The organism is Mesoterricola sp. JemC181 (assembly GCF_055384585.1).
On sequence record NZ_AP045076.1, the window covers coordinates 2627308 to 2653570 of the forward strand.

The window sequence follows — 26263 nt, forward strand, 5'->3', positions numbered from 1 at the left end:
AGGTGCTTTTGAGCGGACAAACCACTGACCTTGCCGATCTGGAACGGCCCATTCTCGACCTCGAGGCCCAGATCCGGGCCCTGGAGATGGACCCGGCCAAGACCAAGGAGCGGGACCGCCTCCGCAAGAAAGTGGACAAGCTCAAGGCGGAGGTCTTCGCCTCCATCACCGACTGGCAGCGCACCCAGCTGGCCCGGCACCCCCGCCGGCCCTACACGCTGGACTACATCGAGCGCATCTGCGACCGGTTCGAGGAGATCCACGGGGACCGGAACTTCGGGGACGACGCGGCCATCGTGGGCGGCATGGGCTGGATCGGGGGCTTCCCGGTGATGGTCCTGGGCCAGCAGAAGGGCCGGGACACCAAGCAGAAGATCATCCGCAATTTCGGGATGCCCAAGCCCGAGGGCTACCGCAAGGCCCTGCGCCTCATGAAGCTGGCCGAGAAGTTCAACCGGCCCGTCCTCACCCTCATCGACACCCAGGGCGCCTACCCGGGCCTGGACGCCGAGGAGCGGGGCCAGGCCGAGGCCATCGCCCGGAACCTGAAGGAGATGGCCCGGCTCAAGGTGCCGGTGGTGGCCGTCGTCATCGGGGAGGGGGGCTCGGGCGGCGCGCTGGCCCTGGGCGTGGCCAACACCGTCCTCATGCAGGAATACGCGGTCTACTCCGTCATCACCCCCGAGGGCTGCGCCTCCATCCTCTGGAAGGACGCCTCCCAGGCCCCGGCGGCCGCGGAGGCCCTGAAGATCACGGCCCCGCACCTGCTGGCCCAGGGGCTCATCGACGGCATCATCCCCGAGCCGCTGGGCGGCGCCCACGGGGACTGGGACCAGGCGTCCTCCCTGCTCAAGGACGCGGTGCTCAAGGCCCTGGAGGCCCTGCGCCCCCTGGGGCCGCAGGAGCTCATCGACCAGCGCTACGAAAAGTTCGCCCGCATGGGCAGCGTAGTCCGATGAACCCGCTGCCCTGGCGCATGCGCCGGGCCCCCGTGCCGGGCACCAGCCCCTGGACGGCCCTTGCCCGGGCCTGGGACCTCAGCCCCGAAGGGGCGCGCCTGGCGTGGCTGCGGGACGCCGAGGGCGAGGAGCTGGGCTGGCGCCTGGACCCCTCCTGGGCCCGGTCCACCGACCCCTTCCTGCTGCCGGGCGTGGCCGCGGCGGTGGCGCGCGTCCGCGCGGCCTGCGAGGCGGGCGAGACCATCTGCGTCTACGGCGACTACGACGTGGACGGCGTCACGGCCACGGCCCTGCTCATGCGGGTCCTGGAGAAGCTGGGCGCCAGGGCCAGCTTCTTCATCCCCAACCGGTTCAACGACGGCTACGGCCTCAACCTGGAGTGCATCCGGGAGGTCGTCGCCGAGCGCAGGCCCACCCTGCTCATCTCCGTGGACTGCGGCGTGCGCAGCGTGGCGGAGGTGGAGGCCACGAAGGAGCTGGGCGCCGACTGGATCATCACCGACCACCACGCCCTGGGCCCCGTGCTGCCGCCCTGCCCGGTGGTGCACCCGGGCCTGGAGGACTATGCCAATCCCTCCCTGGCCGGCGTGGGGGTGGCCTTCAAGCTGGCCCAGGCCCTGCTGGACGCAGCGCCCACGCCGCGCGCGGAGGACGGGCCGTTCCTGGACGGGCTCCTGAAGCTGGTGGCCCTGGGCACGGTGGCCGACATGGTGCCGCTGCGGGGCGAGAACGCCCTCCTGGTCAAGCGCGGGCTCCTGGCCATGGCCGGAGCCAACGGGCCGGGGCTCTCGGCCCTCCTGCGGGCCTCCAAGGTCGACGGCGCGGTGCGGGGCAAGGACATCGGCTTCCAGATCGGCCCCCGCCTCAACGCCGTGGGCCGCATGGGCGGGGCCGAGGACGCGGTGCGCCTCCTCCTGGCCCGGGACGCGGCCACCGCCGCCGGCCTCATGGAGCGGGTGGAGGCCCTCAACCTGGAGCGCCGGGAGATCCAGCGCGCCCTGGGCGAGCAGCTCCCCCCGCCGGGGGAGGAGGCCTTCGACCTGGTGGTGGAGCCCACCGCCCACAAGGGCGTCATCGGCATCGTGGCCGGCCACCGCATGCGCGCAGCCCAGCGCCCCTCCGCGGTGTGCACCGTCATCGACGGCGTGGCCCACTGCTCCGTGCGGGCCCCGGAGGCCTACGACCTGCGCGCCCTCCTGGAGCTGGCCCGGCCGTACCTCACCACCGGCGGCGGGCACCGCTACGCCGCCGGCATGACCTTTCCCATGAGCAACCTGCGCATGGTCAAGCGGACCCTGGAGCTGGGCGCCCGGGAACAGGCGGTGGGCGCCCCCGGCGCCGCCGTGGTGGTGGACGGCGCCGGCACCCGGCTGGCCCCCTCCCGCGCCGAACTGGAGCGCCTCGAGCCCTTCGGCCAGGGCTTCCCGGAGCCCCTGCTGCTCGTCGAAGGCCAGCTGCTCGGGCAGCCCAGGACCTTCGGCGCCGGCTACCGGAAGTTCCGGATGGCGGGCGAGGCCGAGGAGTTCACGCTCTTCGCCGAGGAGCCCCGCAGCCTCGAAGGCCGGCTCTGCCTGGCCGTGGCCCCCCAGGACCACCCCCGCTGGGGGCGCTCCTGGCGGGTGGACGGCTCGGTGGATCCCCGGGAGGCCCCATGAGCGCCTGGGCCCTCCTCAACACCCGGAGCCCCCTGTGGCGGGTGGCCGGTGGCGCGCTGGTGCTGGGCATCCTGGGCATCACCGGCGTCTACATGGGCCGGGGGCCGCGACCCCTCAAGCCCGAGAACGGGGACCCGTTCGACCTGGGCTCGGGCACCCGGGGGCGCTTCGGCACGTTCGTCGAGCAGCTGGGGGAGGGCCGGTTCGCCCTGTCCTACGAGACGATCCAGGGCACCCAGGACGAGATCACCCTGGACAAGGTCAAGGGACGCCTGGAGGAGCCCCTGACGGTCTGGGGCATGGTGTCCCCGGCCGCCCAGCGCATCAAGGGCATCTGGACCCTCATGGGGCCCATGACCGTGGACGCCCAGGACACCGCCCTCAAGGTCCCCGCCGGCCGGGGCGTCATGAAGGAGACCGGACCCGCCCTGGGCTGGGACCACGGCGTGTGGACGGGCCTGAGCACCCTGGTGTGGGACGACCTGCAGGGCAACGGCCGCGGGCGCTGGACCCTCCCGCCGGGCTGGCACCGGGGCCTGGACGGCCGGTTCCTCGTGGACAAGGGCCCCGTGCACTGGGTGGCCGCCGATCCCGGCGCCCTCCGGAACCTCACCGCCCAGCGCATGCAGGCCTCCTTGGGGTTCCAGGACGGCCGGCTGGAGGGGGTCGACGCGGCGCTGGAGGGCGGCGCCGTCCAGGCGGCCCTCGTGCGCATCCAGCCGGCCGATGTCCTCTTCGACGCGCCCATCGCCTTCCAGCGGGAGGACGGGTGGTCGGGCAGTGCCGGCCATGCCCTGGCGCCGCGCCCGGTCAAGGGCCGCCCCTTCGACCGCATGGAATTCCGTGATTTCAAGGCCACCCGGGCCACCGACGGCGGCCCCGAAACCCTCACCTCCCTGGGTGCCCGGTGGACCCCCGCCGGCCTGCGCCTGGAGGGGGACGTGAAGTGGGAGCAGCCCCTGGAGGGCCTCAAGGCCACCCTGAGGGCCCCCCGGGTCCTGCAGCGCACCGCCCCCGGACCCGATCTCCCGCCCGATCTCCAGGTGGGCCAGACCTGGGCGGAACCCCAGGCCGTGCTCACCTGGGGCGAGCGCTCCCTCAGCAGCCCGCGCATCGAGGGACGCCACCGCCAGCGCACCTGGAGGATCCAGGCCCCGGCCCTGGGGCGGGGCGAGCTGGGCACCTTCTCGGCCGGGGAGGGCACCGGCAACCTCCTGAAATGGCAGTTCAAAGGGCCCATCCAGGCCCGGTTCTTCGACGGGGCGCAGGTGCGCAGCGACGCCCTGGTCTGGGAGGGCAGCGTCATGACCCTCACCGGCCGGCCCGTCACCTGGACCCGGCTCAGGCAGCGCCTCAGCGGCCTCAAGGTCATCAAGACGAAGGACCGGGTGGTCTTCCCCCAGGGCATCGCCGGCGCCCTGGCGGCCCAGGAAGGGGACATCAATCTGCGGGCGGACCGGGGCCAGGCCGCAGGCGACCTCCTGACGCTGGACAGCCGGGTGGAATGCCAGGGCCAAGGCTGGCGCTTGCAAGCGGAGCACATCTCGGTAACTCTTGGGCCAGGGAATGTCGTGAAGCAAATGACTGCGAATGGATCAGTTGTATTAAGGGGCCGGATGGGGGAGGGCAGGGGGGACACCCTGGACCTGGATCCGGGCAGGCAGGTGGCCACCTGGCATGGGAATGTGCAGGCCCTCACGGAGGTCCGCCCTTGACCCAGGACATCCGCCTCGAGGCCCGCAACGTCTACAAACGCTATGGCGACCGCACGGTCGTGCGTGACGTCTCCCTGAATGTCTCGCCGGGCGAAGTGGTGGGCCTCCTGGGCCCCAACGGCGCCGGCAAGACCACCACCTTCTATATGGTCGTCGGCGTGGAGGCCCCCGACCGGGGCAGCATCTTCTGGCAGGGGCAGGACATCACCAACATGCCGATGCACCGGCGGGCCCGCCAGGGAATCGGCTACCTCCCCCAGGAGTCCAGCGTCTTCAGGGGCTTGACGGTCTGGGAGAACCTGCTGGCCCTGGCCGAGTTGCAACCCGTGGGCAAGGACGAGCAGCTGGCCCGGTGCGAGAAGCTCCTGGCCGATTTCCACCTGCAGAAGGTGCGGGAGACCCTGGGCATGTCCCTGTCCGGCGGCGAGCGGAGGCGGTGCGAAATGGCCCGGGCCCTGGTCACGGACCCTCGCATCATGCTGCTGGACGAACCCTTCGCGGGCGTGGACCCGAAATCCGTACTGGAGATCCAGGGCCTCATTGCCGATCTGAAGGCAAGGGGAATCGGCGTGCTGATCACGGACCACAATGTTCGGGAGACCTTGCAGATCGCCGACCGCGCGTACATCCTTGCAGATGGAATGATCATGAAGCACGGCTTGCCCCAGGAGATCGCCGACGATCCCGACATCCGCCGGGTCTACCTCGGCGACCGTTTCAGGCTGGATTGATGGCGAACCTCGGACATAACCTCTCCCAGCGCCTAGCCCAGAGCCAGACTCTGGCGCTCACGCCCGCCATGCAGCTGAAACTCAAGCTGTGGCAGATGAACCTCCTCGAACTGAGCCAAACCATCGAGCGGGAGCTCGGCGAGAACCCCCTCCTGGAACTGCTGGAGGACGGGGACGAGACCCCCACCCTGGAAGCCCTGGAAGAGGGCCACGACTCCGAGGTGACCGAAGCCGAGGCCGGCGGGGAAGTCCCCGAAGGCAGCGATTCCGTGGACCTGGGCCCCCTGCCCGAAACCCCCGGGGAGATGAACCCCGAAGCGGACCTGGAGGCCTTCACCGAGGCCGGCATCTCCCAGGTGCAGGAAACCGAGATGGGCGCCGAGAACTCCTGGGACCTGGACGTACCCCGCACCAGCAGCCTGCCGGACGACGAGCGCACCAGCTGGGAGGACCGCCTCAGCAGCACCGAAACGCTGCAGGAGCACCTCATCGGACAGCTCTACCAGACGTTGGACCCGGATGATCCGAGGGCCTTCCATCTGGAAGCGCTCATCGATCACGTGGATCCCAAGGGCTTCCTCCGCCTGGACCCCGACCAGCCCGCCGAGACCACTCCGAAGGAGCTGGCCCGGGAACTGGGCATCGACGAGGAGCTGCTCCGCGAATTGCTGGAGATCCTCCAGGAGTTCGATCCCTCCGGCGTCGGCTGCTTCAACGTGAAGGAGAGCCTCCTGGTGCAGCTGCGCCACGCCGGGGCCGAACCCGACGACCTGGCCGTGCGCATCATCCTGGAGCAGGCCGACCTCCTCAGCCAGCGGGACAACGTCAAGCTGCGCAAGGCCATGGGCTGCACCGAGGAGGATCTGGGCGAGGCCCTGGCCATCCTGCGCCACCTCCACCCCACGCCGGGCCGGGCCTTCGATCCGGAGAGCGAGCGGGTCGTGAAGCCCGACGTGGTGGTGCTCAAGGGCGAGGACGGCAACTGGAAGGTGTACCTCAACGACGAGACCGTCCCCCGCCTGCGGGTGAGCGGCGAGTACCGCCACTTCCTGGCCAGCGCCGAGGCCAAGGACGACAAGGATTTCATCCGGGACAAGTACCGTTCCGCCCGGGACTTCATCCGGGGCGTGGAGGACCGCAACCGCACCGTCCTGCGGGTTTCCGCATCCATCGTGGACCTGCAGAGGGAATTCCTGGAGCACGGCATCGAGCGCCTGCGCCCCATGGTCCTCCGGGACGTGGCCGAGTCCACCGGATTCCATGAATCCACTATTTCGCGCGTGGTGAAGGCCAAGACCATCCACACGCCTCAGGGCCTGTTCGACCTCAACTACTTTTTCAGTGCCAGCCTCGGCTCCAACAGCGGCGACGACGTCTCCGCGACGGTGGTCAAGCACAAGATCAAGGCATTGGTGCAGGCCGAGGACCCTGCCAAGCCCTTGTCGGACGAGACCATCGCCAAGCTCCTGGAGCGGGACGGCATCAAGGTCGCCCGGAGGACCGTCAACAAGTACCGCGAGGAATGCAAGATCCCCCCCGCATCCCGGCGCAGACGACGTTGAACGAAACCCCCGGTCGGCGCACTCAGGACGTAGTGTCGTTTTTCACCGGACCCGCAAGGTCCCCCCTTCAAAGGAGTCCACGATGAAGGTCATCTACACCGGCCGCCACGTTGAAGTGTCCGACAGCCTGCGCCAGTCCGCGCAGGAGGGTCTGGACAAGATGCAAGCGTACCTGGACGACATCATCGACGTTCACGTCATTTTCAGCGTGGAGAAGCACCGCCACACGGCTGAGATCACCCTGAAGACGAGCGATGGGGATTTCATCGCTTCCGCCGAGAGCACCGACATGTATCAGAGCCTCTCCCAAGCCTTGGACAAGCTTGAAGTGCAGGCCCACCGACATGCCGGGAAGCGCCAGGCGGGCTACAAGGGCAAGCTCCCCGAAGTGCTGGCGACCGAGGCCGAGGCCTGAACCCCCCCTTTGGCGCAGGGAAAAGCCCAGGCTCGCGCCTGGGCTTTTTCGTTCCGCCGGCGAAGGTGAAGTTGGGACCCGGGTCGTGCTTGACGGCCTGGGCGAACAACCCGTTGGCTCCACCCGCGCGGCCGCCACGTTGAAATGCCTCACGGGCATACGGCCGGGTTGACTTCTTCAGGATTGAGACTCATATTCCCGAGGCTTGCCGGAAGGATGCGCATGAGGAGGTGAATCCATGGCCACCTACACCTACGCGGATTGTCTGACCCGGTCCTACCGGGTGGGTTGGAAGATCAAGGAGGTGTTGGGCTTCGTGGACTTCGACCCGGACCGCCCCTGGCTGCCGGCGCCCTTGTCGGGCGCCTCCGGGCTCACCTGCCTCGATGCCGACGAGAAGCTGCGCATGACCCACGTGGAGATGGGATCGTATGCCCACTTGTTCGGTTTCGTGGAGGCCTTCATCGCCCCCGAGATGGTGAACCTGGCCCAGGAATGCGGCACCGCCCACCCCGCCGCCTTCGAGGCCCTCACCAACTTCGCCTCGGAGGAGATCAAGCACATGCACCTGTTCAAGGAGATCCGGCACCGGGTGGACGAGCAGCTGGGCTTTCCCCTGCGCCTCCTGGAGGGGGAGGCCGAGGTGGCCAAGGCCGTCCTGGGCCGGAGGAAGGGGGCGGTGCTGCTCCTCACCTCGGCCATCGAGTGGCTCACCCAGGAGCACTACACCAGCACCATGAAGAACGCCGACGAGCTGGACCCCCTCACCCGGGAGATCTTCCGGGCCCACTGGCTGGAGGAGTCCCAGCACGCCCGGCTGGACCACCTGGAGGCGCTGCGCGTCTTCCGGAACCTGGACGACCCGGCCCGGGACGCCACGATGGACGATTTCATCTGGCTCCTGGCCGCGGTGGACAGCCTCCTGCAGACCCAGGCCCTCCTGGACCTGGACAACCTCGGCATGTACCTGGGCCGGGAGTTCCACGAAACCGAGCGCCTGGAGATCCACGGCGGCCTCCTGCGCGCCAAGCGCCACGCCTTCCTGGAGACCGGCGTCGCCCATCCCAACTTCCAGGAGCTGTTCCAGCTGATCACGACTCCCGCCCAGCGGGAGCGCGTCCAGGCGGCCCTGGGGCCTATCCTTCTGGCGTTTCCCGCGCCCTGAACACGTCCGTGCCCAGGTACTTCAGGCCGGAGTCGACCATGAGGGTCACCACCCGCGCGTCCGGGCCGAGCCGCTGGGCCACCTGCAGGGCGGCCAGGACATTGGCGCCCGAGGAGGTTCCGGCGAAGAGACCCTCCTCCCGGGCGAGCCGGCGCGCCATGGCCTTGGCCTCGGCGGTGGGCACCCCGATGATCTCGTCCACCTGGGCCGGATCCCACAGGGGCGGGATGGCGCCGATGCCCACGCCCTCGATCTTGTGGGGCCCGGGCTGGCCGCCCTGGAGCACCGGCGATTCCGCCGGTTCCACGGCGACGATGCGGATGGCCGGGTTGTGCGCCCGGAGCGCCGCCGCGGCCCCGAGCAGCGAGGCGGCCGTGCCCACGCTGTGCACGAAGGCGTCCACCCGGCCTCCCGACTGTTCCCAGATCTCCTCGCCCAGGGCATGGTAGCCGGCGATGCTGTCCCGGTTCCGCAGCTGGTCGGTCCAGTAGGTGCCGGGTTCACGGCTCAGCTCCCGGGCCACCTCGATCATGTCCTGGATGAGCTTGCGGGTGGTGAGTCCGCCCTCGCTGGGGACGAGCGTCAGCTCCGCGCCCAGGGCCTCCATGTGGTCCAGCTTCTGGCGGCTGAAGGCGTCCGAGGTGACGATGCGCAGCCGGTAGCCCTTGGCCGAGCACACCAGCGCCAGGGAGGTGCCCGTGCTACCGCCGGTGTATTCCACCACGGTGCCGCCGGGCTTCAGGCGCCCGTCGGCCTCCGCCCGGCCGATAACGGCCAGCGCCATGCGGTCCTTGACGCTGCCCGTGGGGTTTTCCCACTCGAGTTTCACGGACACGGCGGGCCCCAGCTTCCCGAGGCGGACCAGGGAGGTGTTGCCGATGGCCTCCAGGATCCCCATGGCTACTGGACCGGACTGGCCGCGTCGCGCCCCACGACGGTCAGCCACTGGCGCACCTGCCACCTGGTCACCAGACCGTTTTTCACATAAGGGTCGGCCTTGGCGAAGGCTTCGGCCGCTTCCGGGCCGTCGCCCTGGAACAGCAGCAGGCCGGTGTCCACGGGTTCGGTGAGCACGCCGCCCAGCAGGAGCTCGTTCCGGTCCTGGTACTGCCGCGCCAGGGTCAGGTGCTCGGCGCGGAACGCGCCGCGCCGCTCCATGATTTCGGGGATGTAGTCGTAGATCAGTAGATAGTGCACCTGGGCCTCCTGCCTAGACTTTATCGGCCTTTGGGGGCCGTACGGAAACATCCTGGATTCTTCGCCCCCGGGCCTGGGAATTCAACAAAGGAACCAAGGGCCATTAATACGCAATTCATGCTCAAGGAGGACCCAATGACTGGTCTCGAGATCGCAATCATCCTTTCCGTCTGGAGTTTCGCTGCCCTGACGATGTATTCCATCAACCGGCTCGGCGCTTGAGGGGCGCGTCCGCGGCCGGACTCGCCGGAACTGCGACCACCTGGACGTGCGCACGGGTGACGAGGTGGTCTTCAGCGAGAACGACCTGAGGCTGGCGATGGGGCCGCACCTCGACGCGCCGGGCCGTGCGGACCGCGCGGCGGACGAGACGGCCTGGGAGATGAACCTCGCGCTCTCCACGCCCGGTGTCCCCGCCGTCACCGGGGAGGAGCCCAGGGGCCTGTTCGAGCGGATCACCTCCTGGCTGTGGTGGCGCGGAACGCCCTTCAGGCTCCCGCCAGGTTGGAATTCAGGGCCACCGCCCTGGCCCTGGCCCGTTCCGCCTCGGCGCGCCGGCCCAGGGCGGCCAGGAGCCTGCCCTGGGTGAACAGGGCCTGCGCTGACCAGGGATGCCCCTTGAGGGCCGGGCGCAGCGCCTCGAGGCCCCGGGCCGCGGCACCGCCCTGGGGGTCGGCCCGGTGCACCAGGAGCCAGGCCTGGGCCATGGCCTGGGCCACTTCGGGTCGGTCGGCCGAGACGGCGGCGGCCCTGGCCAGGTCAGCGCGGGCCGCGGCCAGCGGGGCGGCGGACTTTGCGGCCAGGGCCTCCAGGGCGCGGCAGCGGGCCCTGGCGGGGTAGGCCTCGGGACTCACGCGGGGGTTCACCTTCAGGGCGGCTTCCAGGTGGGCGGCGGCCCGGACCAGGTCGTCCCCGGGGGAGACGCCCCGTTCCAGGCAGGTCTCGGCGCGGTCCAGCAGGAGGTTGGCGATGCCCAGCCGGGAAAGGTAGGAATTGGCGTTGAGGCTCAGGCCGGCCTCGAAGGCCCTGCGGGCCTCCTCGTAGCGGGGCATGGGATCCTGGCCCTTCATCTTGAGGTAGGCGGCCAGGTCCGTCAGGGCATAGCCCTGGGACGAGTTGTGGCCCACCCAGGGCTTGAGGGCCGCGGCCTGGCCCAGCAGGTCCACGGCCATGAGGACGGAGGCGGTGGGATCCTGCCCGTGCTCCAGCTGGTAGCGGGCCAGGAGGGCGTGGCAGTTGCCGATGCTGTCCAGCAGCCAGTCCTTGTACTGGGGCCGGTCCAGGGCCTTGCCCAGGGCCTCCACGGCCCGGGCCAGGGTGCGGGTGGGGTCCAGGCCCCGGCGCTGTTCCCAGTCGGCGCGGTTGCGCAGGCAGGTGCCCAGGTTGTTCCACAGGGGATTGTCGGTGGGGCGGAAGGCCAGGCCCTTCTCCGCGTCGGCCACCGCGGCGTCGAGGCTGGCCGTGGGGTCCTGGTCCCGATTCATGAGGGCGACGCCCCAGCGCCGGTTGATGGCGGCGCGGTAGCCCAGCGCCTTCCAGTCCCCGGGGTTGGCCTTCAGGCACAGGTCGGCGGCCTCCAGGGCCCAGTCCCGGTCGGCCTCGGTGCCCCGGCCCCGGTCCATCCTCACCTGGAACAGGAGGATGCGGCGCTGCACCTCCCCCAGGTAGGCCAGGGGCGCGCTGCGGGCCACGTTGCGGGCCTGGAGAAGGGCCTCGCCGGCCAGGGCCAGGCGCTGCTCGGTGCCGTTGAAGTCCCCGGTGCCGTAGGCCTGGGCCGCCAGGGCCCGGTGGGCGTCGGCCTCCAGGAGCCAGGCCTCGTAGGCCCAGGGGGCCAGGCGCTGGTATTCCTTTGCCTTGGCGATGGCGTCCTCGTAGCGCTCCTCCACGAGGGCCAGCATGCCCTCCACGTAGGCGGGGCCGTCCTGGTGGGCGCCCTGGGCGCGGCGCAGGCAGGCCAGGGCGGGGCGCCGCAGGTCCTGCTCGGTTTCCTTCTTCCGGTCTTCCAGGGCCTTGCCGCGCAGGCCTTCCAGCTCGGCCTGGTAGAGGCGGGTGAGGGTGAGGCCCAGGGCCAGGGCGTTGTCCGGGTCCTGGGGGGTCGCGCCCGGGGAGGGCTCCAGTTCGCGGCGCGCCTCCTCCAGGCGGTCCAGGGCCAGGTAGCCGCGCCCCAGCGCCTGGCGCGCCGCGGGCCGGGACCAGGGTCCCAGGGTTCCCATGGAGGCGAGGATCCGGTCCACCTGCTGCTGCACATAGGCGCGCTCCATGCGCACGTCGTGGAGGGGCAGGGTGTAGGCCTTGAGGAGGATGCCTTCCATGTATTCGGCCTCGCGGCCGTAGCGCTGGATGCTCTGGCTCTGGACCCGGCCCCGCACGGCCATGGTGACGCCGAAGGCCGCGAAGCCCACCACCGCCAGGGAGGAGACGGCCAGGACCAGGGCCAGGGCGCGGTTCTTGCGGATGCGCCGGTTGATGCGGTAGGCCAGGCTGGTGCGGTGGGCCAGGATCGGATCCCCGTCCAGGTACCGCTGCAGGTCCTCCGCAAGGGCCCGCGCGGATTCGTACCGGCTGCCGGGATCCTTCTCCAGGGCCTTCAGGACGACGGTCTGGAGGTCCTTGGGGATGCCGGGGACCCGGTCGCGGGGCGGAACGGGTTCCTCCTCCGCGATGCGCCGGATGAGATCCACCAGGGCGCCGCCGGAAGGGAAGGGGGGCGCGCCCACCAGGCACTCGTAGAGGGTGGCCCCCAGGGAATAGACGTCGGAGCGCCGGTCCACCTCCCCCATGCGCCCCTGCACCTGCTCGGGGCTGCAGTAGATGGGGGTGCCGATGAGCATCCCGGGCACGGTCAGGCCCTCGTCGCCCAGGTCCCGGGCCAGGCCGAAGTCCATCAGGTACGGCCACCAGGAGCCGTCCTCCCGGGCCTCGAGCATGATGTTGGTCGGCTTGATGTCCCGGTGGACGATGCCCTCCCGGTGGCAGCTGTGGAGCGCCTGGGCCACCTGCACCAGGATGCGCACCTTCTGCTCCAGGCTCAGGCGGGGCAGGGCCGCCCTGAGGGTGGGGCCGGCGATGAACCGCATGGAGAGGTAGGGCTGCCCCTCGAACTCATCGACCGAGTAGACGTTGCAGATGTTGGGGTGCTCGATGCGGGCCTGGGACCGGCCCTCCTGGATGAAGCGCTCCATGGGCGCGCGCTCCAGGCGCTTGAGGAACTTCAGGGCCACCACCCGCTTGAGCTGCTGGTCGAAGGCCTTGTACACGCAGCCCATGCCGCCGTCCCCCAGGAAGGCCAGGGGCAGGTAGCGCCCGTCGCGGGGCAGGGCGAAACCGGCCAGGTCCTCGGGATCCATGGCGGCGGCCACCTCGCCCATGGCCCGGAGCCAGTCCGGCGTGCCCGAGGTGACGGCCGTCACCTCCTGGTCCCAGGCGATGGCCGTGTCCAGCACGCCCTTGAGGCGGCCGGCGGCATGGAGGGCGTTGAAGCGGTCGGACAGGTCCGATTCGGAGAGGGTGGCCGCATCCGCGTGGGTGGACAGCCCGATCTCCTCCTGCGTCAGCAGGCCCCGCTCCATGGCCCATTTCAGGATTCTGGCCTGCTGGCTGACGGTCAGAGCTTGGGTCATCGGACCTCGGGAGGGGGTTCCTTCGAAAACCTTACAATCCCTTGGGCCCAGGACCAACCCAATAGAATGCGCGACTCATTTCCGGCCAAGGGCCATGCTCCCGACGTGCAGGCGGTCCACGACCCATCCCGCCAGCCGCCTCCCGAGGAAGGTGACCACCAGGACGTAGCCTCCGGCCAGCGCCGCCACGATCGCCGTCGAAGCCTCGATGGAAATCGCCTCCCGCACCGCCAGGTTCACCGCCAGGGCCGAGAGCGCCGTCGCGCCCAGCCCCAGGAACACCAGCAGGGGCGACGCGCCCCGGCTGCGCCGCAGGCGGGCTCCGCAGCACTGGCAAACGGAGACCCCGGAAGGCTCGGCCTCCTTCATGAACCGCCTGTATGTCATGATCTCCCCGGAACAGATGGGGCAGATGTTCGCGGACATGGCAACCCTCCAGGGGTTGATGGGATAATATAAATCGTACAACAAAAACACCAATGGATCCCATATTCCGAAAGCCTTTTTTGTTGATTTCCTGAAGGAGGGCTCCCGGCCATGTTCTGCCCCCGCTGCCAGAAGCCCCAGGACGAAGGGCTCGAGGAATGCGTCCACTGCGGCGTCGTCTTCAGCCGCTACCGCCCCCGGCCCAGGCCCGAGGAACGGGAACCCTCCTGGCTGGAGGAGCGGATGTTCCACATCGGGCCCAGCGAGGACCGGGGCCTGGTGGCGGTGCGGGGGGCCTTCCTGGTGCTCCTGGGGATCGTCACCCTCCGGATCCTGCTCCTTCCCATGCAGGGGCCCTGGCTGATGGGGTCCTTCCTCCACTGGATCGACCTGCCCTTCCACGAGGCCGGCCACGTGGTCTTCAGCCCCCTGGGCACCTTCCTCCAGATCCTGGGGGGGACCCTGGGGCAGCTGCTGGTGCCCCTCCTGGTGGCGGGGGTCTTCCTGAAGCAGGACAACCCGTTCGGAGCGTGTTCGGGGGCGTGGTGGCTGGGCCAGAGCCTCCTGGACTGCGCGCCCTACATCGCCGATGCCCGGGTGCGCCAGCTGCTGCTCACCAGCGGGGAGACCGGGCAGACGGATTGGGAGGGCCACGACTGGTTCCAGCTCCTCTCCCGCACCGGGCTGCTGCTCCACGATGTCCGCATCGCGCGGCTGTTCTGGCTCGCCGGAGCCGGCCTCATGCTCGCCGCGCTGGCCTGGGGGGGCTACATCGTCTGGAAACAGTGGGGACCCGGCGGGACGGACGGCGCGCCTTCCTGATGGTGCGTTCGGGAAATGCCGACGCCCCTTTCCAGCGCCCTTGCGAACACCCTCAGCCGCGCGCCCGCCGCGGTTCAGCCGCCCAGGCCACCAGCACGGACACGAAGTAGAGGCCCAGGAGCACGAAGCTGAAGAAGAGCGTCGTCAGCACCACGTCGCCGGGCGTGAAGAAGGCCGACGCCACCACGATCGCCAGCGTGGCGTGGCGCCAGTACTTCAGCATCATCTTCGCCGTGACGATGCGGAAGCGGGCCAGGAAGAAGGTGAGCACCGGCAGCTCGAACATCAGCCCGGTGACGACCAGCGTGGAGAGGAAGAGATCCAGATAGCTGTCGATGTGGAGGTTGGCCCGAAGCCCCGCCCCGGCGGCCTCCTGGAAGAGGATGTCCCCCAGGAACCGGAAGGCCTGGGTGTACGCGAAGGCCAGCCCCAGCAGGAACATGCCGCTGGTGGCCAGGATGAAGGGGATGAACAGGCGCTTTTCCCGCGGGCCCAGGGCGGGCTTGATGAAGCCCCACACCTGCAGGAAGATCACGGGCGCGGCCAGGAAGGCGGCGACCCAGACGCTCAGGCGCATGAGGCTGAAGAAGGGTTCGGTGAGGTCGGTGAAGGCCCAGGGCTGCAGCCTCGCCGGGTCCTGTTTCAGCTGGCGCCCCATGGCCTGCAGGAAGGGCCACTGGGCCCAGGTCCACAGGCGGAGGCGGAAGGCGTAGGTCAGGGCGAAGGCCCCCGCCACCGTGAGGGCCGAGCGCACCAGGCGCACCCGCAGTTCCTGCAGATGCTCCCGGAAGGACATGCGTTCGTCGGCGGTCGTCACGGCGGCGGAGTCCATGGCCTAGGCCTTTTCGTCGGTGACGGAGCTGGTCAGCTCCTTGCTGGCCTTCTTGAATTCCTGGATGCCCCTGCCCAGGGACTTGCCCAGCTCGGGCAGCTTGGACGGCCCGAAGAAGATCAGCAGGCAGACGCCGATCAGAAGGATTTCAGTGATGCCCAGGTTGCCCATGGTGTGCTCCGGAAAAGGTCGCTCGTGCTCAGGGCACGGGCCAGTTGTAGGAATGGCAGGTCAGACAGTGGTTCTTGGACGGCTTGTGCTGGTGGTGGCAGAGGTTGCAGTTCGCCGCGTAGCCGTGCTGGTCGGCGTGGGGGTTGTGGTCCTTGGCCTGGGCGGTCCTGGCGATGAGGGCGTCCATTTCGTGGCAGCGCACGCAGGCTTCGGGCTTGGCCTTGGCCTCGGGCCTGCCTTTGCCGTGGCAGTCCGCGCAGGTGACGCCCGCGAGGGCGTGGCGGTGCGACAGGGGGAGCCTGGCCCGAAGGGCCGTCTCGCCGGAGTGGCATTCGCCGCAGGAGCCCGCCTTGGCCTTGCGGATCTCGGCGTGGCCGGCGGGCAGCACCTTCTCCTTGCCGTGGCAGGTGGCGCACTGGGTGGCCGCCACCCCCGGCTGCCGCTTGGGGGCGGCAGCCAGGGGCAGGAGCATCCCCAGCGAAAGGAGGATGGAGACGAGCTTCATGGCTAGCCCCAGGCCTTCGCCTTGGCGGCGTTGGAACCGGCGGCCCGGCCCATCACGAGGCAGTCGATGACCGCGCAGCTGCCCAGGCGCACCGCGCCGTGGACGCCGCCCGTGGCTTCGCCGGCCGCGTAGAGGCCTTCGATGGCCTTGTCCGTGGAGACGTCCATGGCCTGGGCTTCGGTGTTGGTGTAGATGCCGCCCATGCAGTGGTGGACCTTGGGGAGCAGGCGGGAGACATAGAAGGGCGCGGTCTCCAGGGGCAGGGTGCCCTGGGGGAGCTTCGTGCTGACCTTGATGTCGTCCTTGGGATCCTTGGGATCGCTGTTGCGGATGTTGGTGTTGTACTTGGCGACGGTCTCCAGGAAGGCGGCCCGGGGCATGCCGTAGGCGTCCGCCACGGCTTCAAGGCTGTTGAAGGCCTTGACCACGCCGGACTTCTGCAGCTTGTCCATGACGCCGGGGGTGAGCCGGGAGACGGCCTTGGCGTCGGCGAAGGCGATGCATTTGTGGCCCTGGTTCATGAGCATCATGATGGCGTCGGCGCGGATCTTGCGGTTGGCCAGCTCGTCGATGAAGCGCTTGCCGGTGGTGGCGTCCACCCAGATGCCGTACATCGAGGCGGCCTCCTGGGCGAAGTGGGGAGCCAGGCCGAAGCCCTTCTCGTCGGGGCTGGCCCAGGGGCCCACCTGGATCCAGTCGCCCTGGATGATGTTGCAGCCGATGCGGGAGGCCTCGCGCCACAGCTCGGCGGTGGCTCCGGGCTGGTTGGTGCTCTCGACCTTGGCGGTGAGCTTGGGGTCCTGGATCATGCGGTAGGCCACGTCCTGCCCGAAGCCGCCGTGGGCCAGCACGACGCCCTTGCGGGCGCGGATGGTCCTGAGCTTGCCGCTGTCGGCCTTGGGGAACTCGTAGCCTTCGCGGACCTGCAGGCCCTTGACCCGGCCGTCCTTGTCCCGGTAGATCTTCGTGACGAAGGTCTCCAGGCGGGGCTCCACGCCCAGGGCCTTGAGCTTGGCAAGCTGGGGCAGCACGATGGCCGAGCCGCTGGAGTTGTAGGTCTTGTAGCTGCGCTTGACGGTGTGGCCACCCTCCTGCACGAGCTCGTTGTCCAGGTACTTCACGCCCAGCTCGCTGATGGTCCACAGCACCGTCTCCGTGGACTTCTCGGAGATGAGCTTGACCAGGCCGGGGTGGTTGAGCCCGAGGCCCGCCACCATCATGTCCTTGGCCATGAGCTCGGGGGAGTCCTTGATGCCCATCTTCGCCTGCAGCGGGCTGCCGGCGGCCGACACGATGCCGCCGTTGATGATGGAGTTGCCGCCCGGGGTGGGCATCTTCTCCAGCACCACCACGGAGGCCCCGGCCTTCCTGGCCTCGTACGCCGCGGCCAGGCCGGCGAAGCCGCTGCCCACGATCACCACGTCGAAGGTCTCGTCCCACTTGCGGGGCATGGTGGAATCCACGACCGTTCCGCCCTTGGGGGCCGCGCCCTCCAGGGGCAGCTGGGTCAGGGCCAGGCCGCCCATGATGGCGCCGCCGGCGCCCAGGAAGCCCCGCCTCGAAAGTCCGTTCTTCTCGTCACTCATGATGTTCCTCCTTGCGGGCCCGCGGGCCCGGATTCTGCGGTTAGAAGGTGTAGAGCACGCCCACGCCGAAGGCCCGGGTGTCCGCGCCGGGGTTGATGCCGGCGAGGACGGGGAAGGCGCCGTACGTCGCGGCGGCCTTGTTGACGACGGTGTAGTAGGTGGCGAAGACGTCCGCGGTCCGGGTGATGGCGTAGTTGTAGCCCAGGGTCACCTGGGTGGCGCCCAGGCCCTCGACGTTCGCGCCGGCGCCGCCCACGAGCTTGGCGCTGCCCTTGTCGGCGGTGCCGTAGAGGCCCCAGATCTTGTGCTGGCCGAAGCTCTGCTGGGCGGACACGCCCCAGGCGGTGCGCTTGTATTCGCTGACCTTGCCGGCCACGGTCTCGTCGTTCCGGTAGGTCAGCTGCTCCACGATGCCGGTGATGCGGGTGCCGGCGGAGGGGATGGCATAGAACACCGCCAGTTCCTGGCCCTCGTCCTTGGACGAGGCGTTGGTGAGGCTGGGGGCGGTGGCGCCGGCGGTGAGCTGGCTGAGGCCGAAGTAGTCGTTGTGGCGCTCGTAGCCGTAGTGCACCGTGAGGCCGCCGGTGCGGTAGCTCAGCAGGGCGGAGATGACGGTGGGGGAGTACTGCACCTGGGTGGGGGCGTCGGAGGTGGGCTTGGTCTCGTTGACCGAGTAGGCCACCCGGGCGCTGAAGCCCGACATGTCGGGGGTCCAGTACTGGAGGCTGTTGCCCTGGCGGCGGTTGAAGGAGGCGTCGTTCTTGGTGCCGGCGCGGCCTGAGTTGGTGACGGTGCCGGGCACGTTGAAGCCGGGGTTGCCGGTCAGGCTGTTGTCGAAGGGGAAGAGCCCGCGCTGGGTGCCGGTGAAAAGGGTGGGGAACTTGTAGGGGGTGTCCCAGTTGCCCACGAGGACGGTGCCCCAGGAAGCGCCGGAGAGGCCGATGGCGCTGTTGCGGCCGGCCAGGACGCTGGGCTGGTCCCCGTCCACGCTCACGGAGCTCTCCACCTGCCAGATGAGCTTGAGGTCGTCGCCCTTGATCTTGAAGTCGCCCTTGAAGCCCAGGTTGGACGTGCTGCAGGTGATGCGCAGCTTGGAGGGGACGTTGGTGGCGGTGGGCGAGACGGTCACCAGGGAGTTGCCGTCCGCGGCGCGGGTGCTGGCATCCGAGGCCTGCACGTTGTCCGCGAAGGCGATGAGGGTGCCGTAGATGGTGACGTTGGGCTTGTCCTGGGCCTGGCCGGCGGCGGCAACCGCGAGGAGACCGGTGGCAAGTGAGAGCGTACGCCTTGAAATCATTGTAACTCCTTTGAATGGGCAGGCCGCTGGCCGCCCAGGTGGGGTAGAGGTTTCAGGCTTGACCCGTGTCAATTGACCAGCAGGTCTTTTATTAATCCTAGGGCTGGGGGTCTGGGCGACCCAGGGAACAATCACTCAGGTTCCGGTGGAATCCCGGCTGGTTTACCGGGCCCCTGGAACCGCGCCGGCAGTGGGTTTCACCGAAGGGGCGGACCCTTCCCGGGCTGGGCCCGGCGAGGTCCTGGTATTAATGGGTCGCGGGCTGGTAATTCCTGGCCCATTCCGGGTTCAGGCCCAGGCGCTGGTTGCGGTAGTCCGTGGGCGTCTGGCCCACCACCCGGCGGAAGGCCTTGGCGAAGTAGGACGGGTCTTCGAAGCCCAGGTCCAGGGCGATCTGCTGCACGGACTCCGCGCCCTGGGTGAGCATCCGCCGGGCCTCGATCATCCGGCGTTCCTCCAGGGCGGCGTGGGGGGACTTGCCCAGGGTGCGCTGGCAGATGGTGACCAGCTTGCGCTGGGAGCAGCGCAGCTCCCGGGCGAAGCGCCCCACCTCCCACCGGGACCGGTAGGCCTCGTCCAGAAGCCGGGTGAAACGCTGGAACAGGAGGTGGTCCGCCAGGGGCAGGCTCCGGTCGGCGGGCTGCTGCAGCTGGCAGGCGTGGTGCAGCAGCTGCAGGAAGGCGGCCAGCACGTGGAACTGCACCGTGGGGCAGCTGCCGCTGGCCTCCCCCTCGCCTTCGTGGAGGATGCGGGCCAGCCCGCAGAGGCGCTCGGCGATGCCGGGGACCGCCACCGCCACGCCCCCGGCCGGGAAGGCATTGGACGCAAGGAGGGTGCTTCCGGGGGGGAGGTATTCGTCCGTGAACCCGATGGACCAGCCCTCGGAGTCCGCCGAAGGGAGGTACAGGTGCGCCTGGCCCCGGGGGATCACGAGCACCCAGGGGGCCTTGAACGCCACGGTCTCGCCGTGCATGGTCTGGGTGCCCCCGCCCCGGGTGAGCACGAAGATCTGGTGGAAGGGGTGCGCGTGCAGGGCCGGCTCGCTGCACTGGAAGCGCAGGTTGCGGACCTCGGTGATGGGGAAGATGGACAGGGCGCTGCGGGGCATGGAATCCCTGGGAATGCATGCAGAATAACAGGATTCCAGCCATTCGTGATTAAAAGATCGAATGCCCGGAGGCCCCGGCGTGGCTGGATTCCGCGGGGATGGTATCCTGGACGCGATGGAGGAACGCATGGCCGAAGCAGTGCCCGCCACGCCCGCAGCGGAAAAGCAGGAAGTCCCCAAGCAGGTCTGCCAGAAGTGCAGGATCGAGTATCCCCTGGAGGCCTTCAATCACGCCGTGGAGGGCCAGGAGTGCATCTGCCGCCGGTGCCTGGCCGTGATGGGATACAAGGTATAGCCATGGAGTCCATGGCAGCGAGCACCTCGTCCATCCTCCAGGCGGTGATGGCGGGCCGGCGCATCAACGAGGATGAGGCCCTGCGCCTCTTCGAGGACGCCAGCCTCCCGGACCTCTCCGCGGCGGCCTCCGCCGTGCGCAGGCGCCTGAACGACCCCGCCCGGGTCAGCTACGTGGTGGACCGCAACGTCAACTACACCGACATCTGCAACGTCTACTGCACCTTCTGCGCCTTCTACCACAAGCCCGGCAGCCGCGACGGCTACCTCCTCACCCGCGAGCAGCTGCGCCAGAAGGCCGAGGAGACCAAGGCGGTGGGCGGCACGGGCTTCCTGCTGCAGGGCGGGGTGAATCCCGACCTGCCCTGGAGCTACTACCTGGAGCTGTGCTCGTACCTGCGGTCCCTGGGCATCTGGGTCCACGGGTTCAGCCCGGTGGAGATCCAGATGATGGCCAAGCTGAGCGGCCAGTCCCTGGAAAAGACGATCCTGGACCTGCGCGACGCGGGCCTGGGGAGCATCCCGGGCGGCGGGGCCGAGGTCCTGGTGGAGCGCGTGCGCAAGCGCATCGCCCCCCTCAAGGGCGGACCGGAGAAGTGGCTGGAGGTCATGGAGGCCGCCCACGCCGTGGGCATGAAGACCACCGGCACCATGATGTTCGGCATCACCGAGACCCTGGCCGAGCGGGTGGAGCACTTCCGGGTGCTGCGCGAGCAGCAGGACCGGGCCCTGGCCAGGGCCAACGGCGGAGGCCACACGGCCTTCGCGGCCTGGCCCTTCCAGAGCGGGCACACCCTCTGGGAAGGCAAGGTGCCCCGGCCCACCGACTCCGAGTACCTGCGCACCATCGCCATCGCCCGCATCTACATGGACAACATCCCCCACATGCAGAGCTCCTGGGTCACCATGGGCCGCAAGACCGGGCAGATGGCCCTCCACTACGGCTGCGACGACATGGGCAGCCTCATGCTGGAGGAGAACGTGGTGAGCGCCGCCGGCACCTGCTATTCGGTGAACCGGGAGGAGATGGAACGCATGATCCGCGGGGCGGGCTTCGAACCCTGGCAGCGGGACAACATCTACCATCCCGTGGCCTGACCATGGTCCTCGGAACCGCACTCAGCCTGGCGCTGGTCCTGGCACCGGGAGCCGTGAAGCCCCGGCCCCCCAAGGCTCCCAGGGCCGCCGCCCCCGCCGTGAAGGGCGACCCCACCGTACCGGCGGCCGGCAGTTCTGCCGAGCGCGTGGACCCCGCCACGGGCCGGGGCCGCTCCGTGGGCTCCTTCCTGGAATCCCGCACGGACTTCCAGGCCACCCCCATGCCCGACGGCCGCGTGCTCATCACCGGCGGCACCCTCAAGGGCCCCACCACCGAGTGGTTCGATCCCGCCACCAACCGCTTCACCCCGGGCCCTCCCCTGACCCGGGCCCGGCAGGGCCACCGCGCCCTGGCCCTGAAGGACGGCCGGGTCCTGGTGCTGGGCGGCACCGAGGCTCCGGCCCCGGCCGAGGTCCTGGAACCGGGCGCCGCGGCCTTCAAGGCCCTGCCCGAGGCCGCCTTCGCCCTTTCCGCGGATGCCGTGGAACTGGACGACCGGGTGCTCCTGGTGGACGGCGCCTCCGGATCCCTGTTCACCTGGGACGGCCGGAAAAGCCCCTCCTCCAAGGGCACCCTGGCCCGTCCCCGGAACTTCTTCCGGCTGGTGCGCCTGAAGGACGGCCGGGTGGCCATCACCGGAGGCTGGCCTTCCGAGCAGAAGGTCCGTGGCCGGCGTGCCGCCTCCGGCCCCAGCCTCCCCGTGGAGGTCTTCAATCCCCGCTGGTCCACGCTCTCCTCCTGGTCCCAGGCCCCCCAGCCCCGGGCCCGGCACCAGGCCGAAGTGCTGGCCGATGGCCGGGTCTGCCTGTGGGCCGGGGTGGGCCTGGACCCCGATGTTCCCGTGGCGGACATGGACATCCTGGATCCCGTCAAGGAGACGGTCACCCGCGGCCCCGCCCTGGACCTCCAGGGCAATCCCAGCCCCGCCTGGAACGGCGGCTTCTACCTGGCGGAGCGAAGCCTGCGCATCCTCGCCTGCGCGGATCCCCTGGCCCTGCCCGCGGCCGTTCCCGGCCCCCGCCTGGCCAACGGCTACCTGGGTCCCGTGCTGGTGCCCCTCAAGGACGGCGGCGTCCTGGTGATGGGCGCTCCCGCCTTCGGCGATCCCCTGGACCGCTGGGACGCCCGCACCCGTCAGGGGGCGGTGGTCGGAACCCTGCGGGAGGGCACGACCCAACTGGGCCTCCTGCCCGACGGCCGGGTCCTGGCCATCGGGGAGGTGGTGGACCAGGTGGATCCGCGCACCGGCAGCATGACGCCCCTCGGTTGGCGGGAGGACCTGCAGGCGCTCCTGGCGACCCTGCGGCCCGCGCCCGCCGGTCCCGACGTGAAGGATCGCCCGGGCGCGGCCGTGGTGCCCCTGGACAAGACCCGGGCCCTGGTGGTCGGCGGCGGTTCCCCCGACGCGCCCTCGGGCTCCGTGGAGATCCTCGACCTCAGGAAGAAGACCCTCGTCCCCGCCGGATCCATGAGGATCCGGCGCGCCCGGCCGGCGGGGCTGAAGCTCAACGACGGTTCCGTCCTGGTGTGGGGGATGGGCAAGGAGTGAACGGAATGGAAAACAAGACCCTGCTCTTCGGCATCGTCGGCGGCTCCGGCAGCGGCAAGACGTCCATCGCCAACGCGCTCCTGCGGCGCATGGGCGAGGAGGGCGTCGACGCCCTCCTCCTGGACATGGACGCCTACTACGCCCCCCTGGAAGTCGTGAAGGCCCGCTTCCACGGCGGCCCCATCAACTGGGACCATCCCCACGCCTTCGACCTGGAGCTCATGGCCTCCCACCTCAAGGCCCTGGCCCAGGGGCAGCCCATCCGCAAACCCATCTATGATTTCAAGACCTCCGACCGGGTGGGCTGGGAGGAACCCCTCTCCCCCGGCCAGGTGGTGGTGCTCGAAGGCCTGCTGCTCTTCGCGCTGCCCGAGCTGCGCGACCAGATGGACGTGAAGATCTTCGTGGACACCGACGCCGACATCCGGATCCTGCGCCGCATCCAGCGCGACACCGCCGAGCGCGGCCGCTCCATCGAGAGCGTCATCGACCAGTACCTGAACTCCGTGCGCCCCATGCACCTGGAATTCGTGGAGCCCAGCAAGCGCTGGGCCGACCTGATCGTCCCCGTGGGCGTCGAGAACACCACGGCCCTGGACATGCTGCTCCACCACGTGCTGGGACGCCTGGGCGCCCAGGGCTAGGCCCACGGGTCCAGAAGATCCGGAATCGCCAGCCGCTTGCGTATCCGGCTTCCTTATCGGCCGGAGCCCGCCGGAAGGTAGGCCGCCCGGTCCTTACCCAGGTAATCCGGCCGGCCCCTTCGCCCCGCCCTCCGGTCGAAGCGCTCCCGCCGGGCCCGTCCCAGGAGATGGAAGCCGTAGGCGGCGAGGAACAACAGCGACGACGGACCGTGGACCCAGGCCAGGGCCGCGCGCCACGCCGGATCCACGCAGACCTGCATGCCGTAGCCCGCCATCACCATGGGGGCCAGGATGCCCGCCACCCAGAGCCCGGACCGGCGTCCCCTGCGGGTGCCCGACCGAAGTGCGGGCACCACGTGCCCCCGCACCATCACTCCCAGCGTGAAGACCAGCAGGGGCCCCAGGACCACGTGGGCGTGCTGGCTCCAGCCCTGCAGCCGGTAGGGTTCGGGGCCGAAATCCCCCGCGCGCTGGTGGAAGTACTTGAGCCAGCCGTACAGCAGGCCCGTGAGCGCCATGCCCGCGGCGGACAGATGCAGGCTCCACCTTTCCAGGGGCCTCATCTCGCCGCTCCGTAGAGCGCCTGGAACTGCGCCAGGGCGCGTTTCGCCGCATCCGTGAGCGCGGCGGCCGTGAGGGTGGATCCGGCCAGGGGCTTGATGGTCCTTCCCAGGACCACCTCCTCGCGCTTCCCGTCGAACTGCCTGAGCCATGCGCCCCGGGCCATGTATTCGGCCGGTTCGGAAAAGGCCACCACCTCCACCCGGAGGATCCGTCCGTCCGCGCCGATGGCCACCATGGCCGTCTCCATCTGGGCGCGCACCCGGTGCGTGTCGAAGAAGGCCACCCCCACGAGCTTCCCGCCGCTGCGGGCCTCGAAGGCCGCGGGGTGGTCCCTGCGGGTCACGGTCGCGCCGGGAAAGGCCAGGGCCAGGGCCTCCTGCTGGGAAGGTAGGGCGGCCGCGAGGGGCAGGGCGCAGAGGAACAGAAGCCGGCGCATGCGGTCACCTCGCCTTCAGGGCCGCGAAGGCCGCCGTTTCGCGCACCTCGCCGCCGTGGAGGAGGAAGGCCGCGGCCGCCCCGTGGTCCGTGGCCCAGAGGAACCCGCGGTCCGGCCCCATGACGTAGAGGGCCGTGGAGAGCACGTCCGCGTCCAGCGCGGAGGCCGCCGCCACGGCCACCGCGCCCCAGTCGGGGCAGGGCCCGCCCGTGGCGGGGTCCAGGATGTGCCGGCCCCGTTCCGCGCAGCCGCTGGAGGAAAGGGACATGCCGTCCGGAAGCACCAGGGTGAACCGGGTGGCCCCGCGGTCGTCCGCGTCGGCCACCCCCACCTCCCGGGGCGCGCCCCAGGCGAGGATCTGGCCCCCGAAGTCCAGCCAGCCCGAGGTTCCGGACGCAACGCGCCGGGCCGCGTCCAGCGCGTAGCCTTTCAGGAAGCCGCCCTCCTCCAGGGCCGCCTCCGGATCCAGGAGCCGGGCGCTGCCGGGCTCCAGCACCAGGAGCGCGCTGCCCGAAGCCCGGCGGGCCCGGTCCAGCTCCGCCGCCGAAGGGACCCGCCCCCCCGACCGGATGCCCCAGGCCGCCAGGAGCCGCCCCAGCACCGGATCGAAGGCGCCCCCGGTCCGCCGGCTCCAGGCCTTGGCCGCGCCCAGCAGGTCCAGCCACTCGGCGTCCAGGTTCACCGGCGCGCCCTTGGCGGCGTTGAGCCGGCTCCAGGGCGTGCCGGGGTCCCAGGTGGAGCAGGCGCGCTCGATCCGGTCCAGCTCCCGGAGGATGCGGCCCGAGGCCTCGGTGACCCCGGGGCCTTCCAGGTGGATGCCCAGGCGGGTTCCCATGCAGAGGACCTCCCGGTCCAGGGTCGCGGCGGGCGCGCCCAGGACGGCCAGGGGAAGGAGGAGGGGGGGGAGGAAAGACATGAGACTCATTCTCAACAAAATGGAAGGCTTGTCAAGCTCCTGGCGGACCGGGAATCGCTCTTCCTTCGCGCGGGTGGGCACCTTGCCTCCCGACCCCCATCCAGGAGAGCATGGCTTCCATGCGACTCCATGCCCTCCTCCTCCCCTGCGCCCTGCTCTCCGCCGCCGACCGCTACCCGGTGCCGCCCGTCCCCGCGGACCTGATCGCTCCCGCCCAGGCCGCCCTGACCGCCACGGGCCTGGCCTCGGTGGTGCTCCGCCCCGGCACCGGGCCCAGGCCCGGCCCCGAGGACCTGGTGACGGTCGAATACACCCTCTGGGGCCCGGACGGCAAGGTGGTGGATTCCACCGCCCGCCATGACGGCCCCTTCACGCGGCCCTTGCCGCGGCTCATGAAGGGCATGGCCGAAGGGCTCCAGCTCATGCGGTCGGGGGAGCAGCGGCGCTTCTGGATTCCCCCGGCCCTGGGCCGCCCAACCGGAACCCTCGTCCTGGAAATGGAACTGGTGGAAACCGCGCCTTCCCCCTTCAAGGCCCCGGCCGACGTTGCCGGTCCGGGCGAGGGCGCCCGCGTCCTGTCCTCGGGCCTGGCCATCCGCATCCTCAAGGAGGGGAAGGGGCCCCACCCCACCTACAAGAGCCGCGTCCAGGTGCACTACACCGGGTGGACCACCGACGGACGCATGTTCGACAGTTCCTGGAAGACGGGCCAGCCCGCCTCCTTCGCCCTGGACCAGGTCATCCGCGGCTGGACCGAAGCCATCCCGATGCTTTCCCCCGGCGCCAAGGCCCGCCTGTGGGTCCCCGAGAAGCTGGCCTACCGGGGCGAGAAGGGGATGCCCGCCGGGATGCTGGTTTTCGACGTGGAGCTGGTGGATATCCTCTAACAGCGCCACGACTTAGGTTTTTTAACGGCCCGCGGTCACAGGGGGTGGCCGGGGTCATCTAACCTCCTGTTCCACCGTTGACGCTCCCCTCCGACAAGCGGGGAGGGC

Annotated in this window: 26 protein-coding genes; 13 read left to right on the plus strand and 13 right to left on the minus strand. The window is 70.0% G+C overall.

Annotation, left to right across the window (positions count from 1 at the left end; translation table 11 throughout):
- The first annotated feature begins 8 nt into the window (after positions 1 to 8).
- The 7 genes from ACZ5MC_RS11550 (at position 9) to ACZ5MC_RS11580 (ending at position 8202) form a co-directional block, all read left to right on the plus strand.
- Positions 9 to 959, plus strand: a complete 951-nt coding sequence (locus ACZ5MC_RS11550; protein ID WP_306600575.1) for an acetyl-CoA carboxylase carboxyltransferase subunit alpha — start codon at positions 9 to 11, stop codon at positions 957 to 959.
- Positions 956 to 2614, plus strand: coding sequence for a single-stranded-DNA-specific exonuclease RecJ (locus tag ACZ5MC_RS11555; protein WP_306600576.1), 1659 nt, complete (start codon positions 956 to 958; stop codon positions 2612 to 2614). The genes ACZ5MC_RS11550 and ACZ5MC_RS11555 overlap by 4 nt, the downstream gene beginning before the upstream one ends.
- A complete protein-coding gene (locus ACZ5MC_RS11560; RefSeq protein WP_306600577.1) occupies positions 2611 to 4329 on the plus strand; it encodes a hypothetical protein in 1719 nt (572 codons plus the stop codon). Before ACZ5MC_RS11555 ends, ACZ5MC_RS11560 begins: the two co-directional genes overlap by 4 nt.
- Positions 4326 to 5060, plus strand: coding sequence for an LPS export ABC transporter ATP-binding protein (lptB, locus tag ACZ5MC_RS11565; RefSeq protein WP_306600578.1), 735 nt, complete (start codon positions 4326 to 4328; stop codon positions 5058 to 5060). The genes ACZ5MC_RS11560 and lptB overlap by 4 nt, the downstream gene beginning before the upstream one ends.
- Positions 5060 to 6622 (plus strand): RNA polymerase factor sigma-54, encoded by a 1563-nt coding sequence (rpoN, locus tag ACZ5MC_RS11570; protein WP_306600579.1) that lies wholly within the window; start codon positions 5060 to 5062, stop codon positions 6620 to 6622. Before lptB ends, rpoN begins: the two co-directional genes overlap by 1 nt.
- A gap of 82 nt (positions 6623 to 6704) precedes the next feature.
- Positions 6705 to 7037, plus strand: coding sequence for a ribosome hibernation-promoting factor, HPF/YfiA family (gene hpf, locus ACZ5MC_RS11575; protein WP_306600580.1), 333 nt, complete (start codon positions 6705 to 6707; stop codon positions 7035 to 7037).
- Between the two features lie 238 nt (positions 7038 to 7275).
- Positions 7276 to 8202 (plus strand): diiron oxygenase, encoded by a 927-nt coding sequence (locus ACZ5MC_RS11580; RefSeq protein WP_464515880.1) that lies wholly within the window; start codon positions 7276 to 7278, stop codon positions 8200 to 8202.
- Here ACZ5MC_RS11580 and ACZ5MC_RS11585 read toward each other — a convergent pair.
- The 4 genes from ACZ5MC_RS11585 to ACZ5MC_RS11600 all read right to left on the minus strand — a co-directional run bounded on the left by ACZ5MC_RS11585 (position 8174) and on the right by ACZ5MC_RS11600 (position 13445).
- A complete protein-coding gene (locus ACZ5MC_RS11585) occupies positions 8174 to 9100 on the minus strand; it encodes a PLP-dependent cysteine synthase family protein (RefSeq protein ID WP_306600582.1) in 927 nt (308 codons plus the stop codon). The two genes, ACZ5MC_RS11580 and ACZ5MC_RS11585, sit on opposite strands and share 29 nt — an antisense overlap.
- 2 nt (positions 9101 to 9102) lie before the next feature.
- A complete protein-coding gene (locus ACZ5MC_RS11590; protein WP_464515881.1) occupies positions 9103 to 9399 on the minus strand; it encodes a YciI-like protein in 297 nt (98 codons plus the stop codon).
- Positions 9400 to 9887: 488 nt separating this feature from the next.
- Positions 9888 to 13019: a serine/threonine-protein kinase gene (locus ACZ5MC_RS11595; protein ID WP_464515882.1), complete on the minus strand. Its 3132-nt coding sequence runs from the start codon at positions 13017 to 13019 to the stop codon at positions 9888 to 9890.
- Between the two features lie 75 nt (positions 13020 to 13094).
- Positions 13095 to 13445: a hypothetical protein gene (locus tag ACZ5MC_RS11600; protein ID WP_306600585.1), complete on the minus strand. Its 351-nt coding sequence runs from the start codon at positions 13443 to 13445 to the stop codon at positions 13095 to 13097.
- Positions 13446 to 13556: 111 nt separating this feature from the next.
- Here ACZ5MC_RS11600 and ACZ5MC_RS11605 point away from each other — a divergent pair, with 111 nt between their 5' ends.
- Entirely contained in the window at positions 13557 to 14267 is a 711-nt protein-coding gene (locus ACZ5MC_RS11605; protein ID WP_306600586.1) for a hypothetical protein, read from the plus strand.
- A 52-nt stretch (positions 14268 to 14319) separates the two neighbouring features.
- On the opposite strand, the gene tatC is transcribed toward ACZ5MC_RS11605, so the two are convergent.
- From tatC to ACZ5MC_RS11635, 6 genes are all read right to left on the minus strand, one after another.
- Positions 14320 to 15099, minus strand: a complete 780-nt coding sequence (gene tatC / locus ACZ5MC_RS11610) for a twin-arginine translocase subunit TatC (protein ID WP_306600587.1) — start codon at positions 15097 to 15099, stop codon at positions 14320 to 14322.
- Positions 15100 to 15102: 3 nt separating this feature from the next.
- Positions 15103 to 15270: a twin-arginine translocase TatA/TatE family subunit gene (locus ACZ5MC_RS11615; protein ID WP_306600588.1), complete on the minus strand. Its 168-nt coding sequence runs from the start codon at positions 15268 to 15270 to the stop codon at positions 15103 to 15105.
- 28 nt (positions 15271 to 15298) lie between these two features.
- Complete coding sequence (locus tag ACZ5MC_RS11620) at positions 15299 to 15775, minus strand: cytochrome c3 family protein (RefSeq protein WP_306600589.1); 477 nt, start codon at positions 15773 to 15775, stop codon at positions 15299 to 15301.
- Positions 15776 to 15777: 2 nt separating this feature from the next.
- Positions 15778 to 17361 (minus strand): flavocytochrome c, encoded by a 1584-nt coding sequence (locus ACZ5MC_RS11625; RefSeq protein ID WP_306600590.1) that lies wholly within the window; start codon positions 17359 to 17361, stop codon positions 15778 to 15780.
- Between the two features lie 40 nt (positions 17362 to 17401).
- Complete coding sequence (locus tag ACZ5MC_RS11630; RefSeq protein WP_464515883.1) at positions 17402 to 18658, minus strand: porin; 1257 nt, start codon at positions 18656 to 18658, stop codon at positions 17402 to 17404.
- 247 nt (positions 18659 to 18905) lie between these two features.
- Positions 18906 to 19766, minus strand: a complete 861-nt coding sequence (locus ACZ5MC_RS11635; RefSeq protein WP_306600592.1) for a helix-turn-helix transcriptional regulator — start codon at positions 19764 to 19766, stop codon at positions 18906 to 18908.
- 127 nt (positions 19767 to 19893) lie between these two features.
- Here ACZ5MC_RS11635 and ACZ5MC_RS11640 point away from each other — a divergent pair, with 127 nt between their 5' ends.
- Genes ACZ5MC_RS11640 through udk form a run of 4 tightly spaced genes read left to right on the plus strand, consistent with a single transcriptional unit; the run spans position 19894 to position 23352 of the window.
- Entirely contained in the window at positions 19894 to 20061 is a 168-nt protein-coding gene (locus ACZ5MC_RS11640; RefSeq protein ID WP_306600593.1) for a hypothetical protein, read from the plus strand.
- An 11-nt stretch (positions 20062 to 20072) separates the two neighbouring features.
- Complete coding sequence (locus tag ACZ5MC_RS11645) at positions 20073 to 21158, plus strand: CofH family radical SAM protein (protein WP_464515884.1); 1086 nt, start codon at positions 20073 to 20075, stop codon at positions 21156 to 21158.
- 2 nt (positions 21159 to 21160) lie between these two features.
- Positions 21161 to 22708, plus strand: coding sequence for a Kelch repeat-containing protein (locus ACZ5MC_RS11650; RefSeq protein WP_464515885.1), 1548 nt, complete (start codon positions 21161 to 21163; stop codon positions 22706 to 22708).
- A 5-nt stretch (positions 22709 to 22713) separates the two neighbouring features.
- A complete protein-coding gene (gene udk / locus ACZ5MC_RS11655) occupies positions 22714 to 23352 on the plus strand; it encodes a uridine kinase (RefSeq protein WP_306600596.1) in 639 nt (212 codons plus the stop codon).
- A gap of 53 nt (positions 23353 to 23405) precedes the next feature.
- On the opposite strand, the gene ACZ5MC_RS11660 is transcribed toward udk, so the two are convergent.
- The 3 genes from ACZ5MC_RS11660 to ACZ5MC_RS11670 are packed head-to-tail and all read right to left on the minus strand — an operon-like array spanning position 23406 to position 25268.
- A complete protein-coding gene (locus ACZ5MC_RS11660; RefSeq protein WP_306600597.1) occupies positions 23406 to 23915 on the minus strand; it encodes a hypothetical protein in 510 nt (169 codons plus the stop codon).
- A complete protein-coding gene (locus tag ACZ5MC_RS11665) occupies positions 23912 to 24352 on the minus strand; it encodes an FMN-binding protein (RefSeq protein ID WP_306600598.1) in 441 nt (146 codons plus the stop codon). Before ACZ5MC_RS11665 ends, ACZ5MC_RS11660 begins: the two co-directional genes overlap by 4 nt.
- Positions 24353 to 24356: 4 nt before the next feature.
- Positions 24357 to 25268, minus strand: a complete 912-nt coding sequence (locus tag ACZ5MC_RS11670; RefSeq protein ID WP_464515886.1) for an FAD:protein FMN transferase — start codon at positions 25266 to 25268, stop codon at positions 24357 to 24359.
- A 119-nt stretch (positions 25269 to 25387) separates the two neighbouring features.
- Between ACZ5MC_RS11670 and ACZ5MC_RS11675 the strand changes: the two genes are divergently transcribed.
- Positions 25388 to 26155 (plus strand): FKBP-type peptidyl-prolyl cis-trans isomerase, encoded by a 768-nt coding sequence (locus ACZ5MC_RS11675; RefSeq protein ID WP_464515887.1) that lies wholly within the window; start codon positions 25388 to 25390, stop codon positions 26153 to 26155.
- The last annotated feature ends 108 nt before the right edge of the window (positions 26156 to 26263 follow it).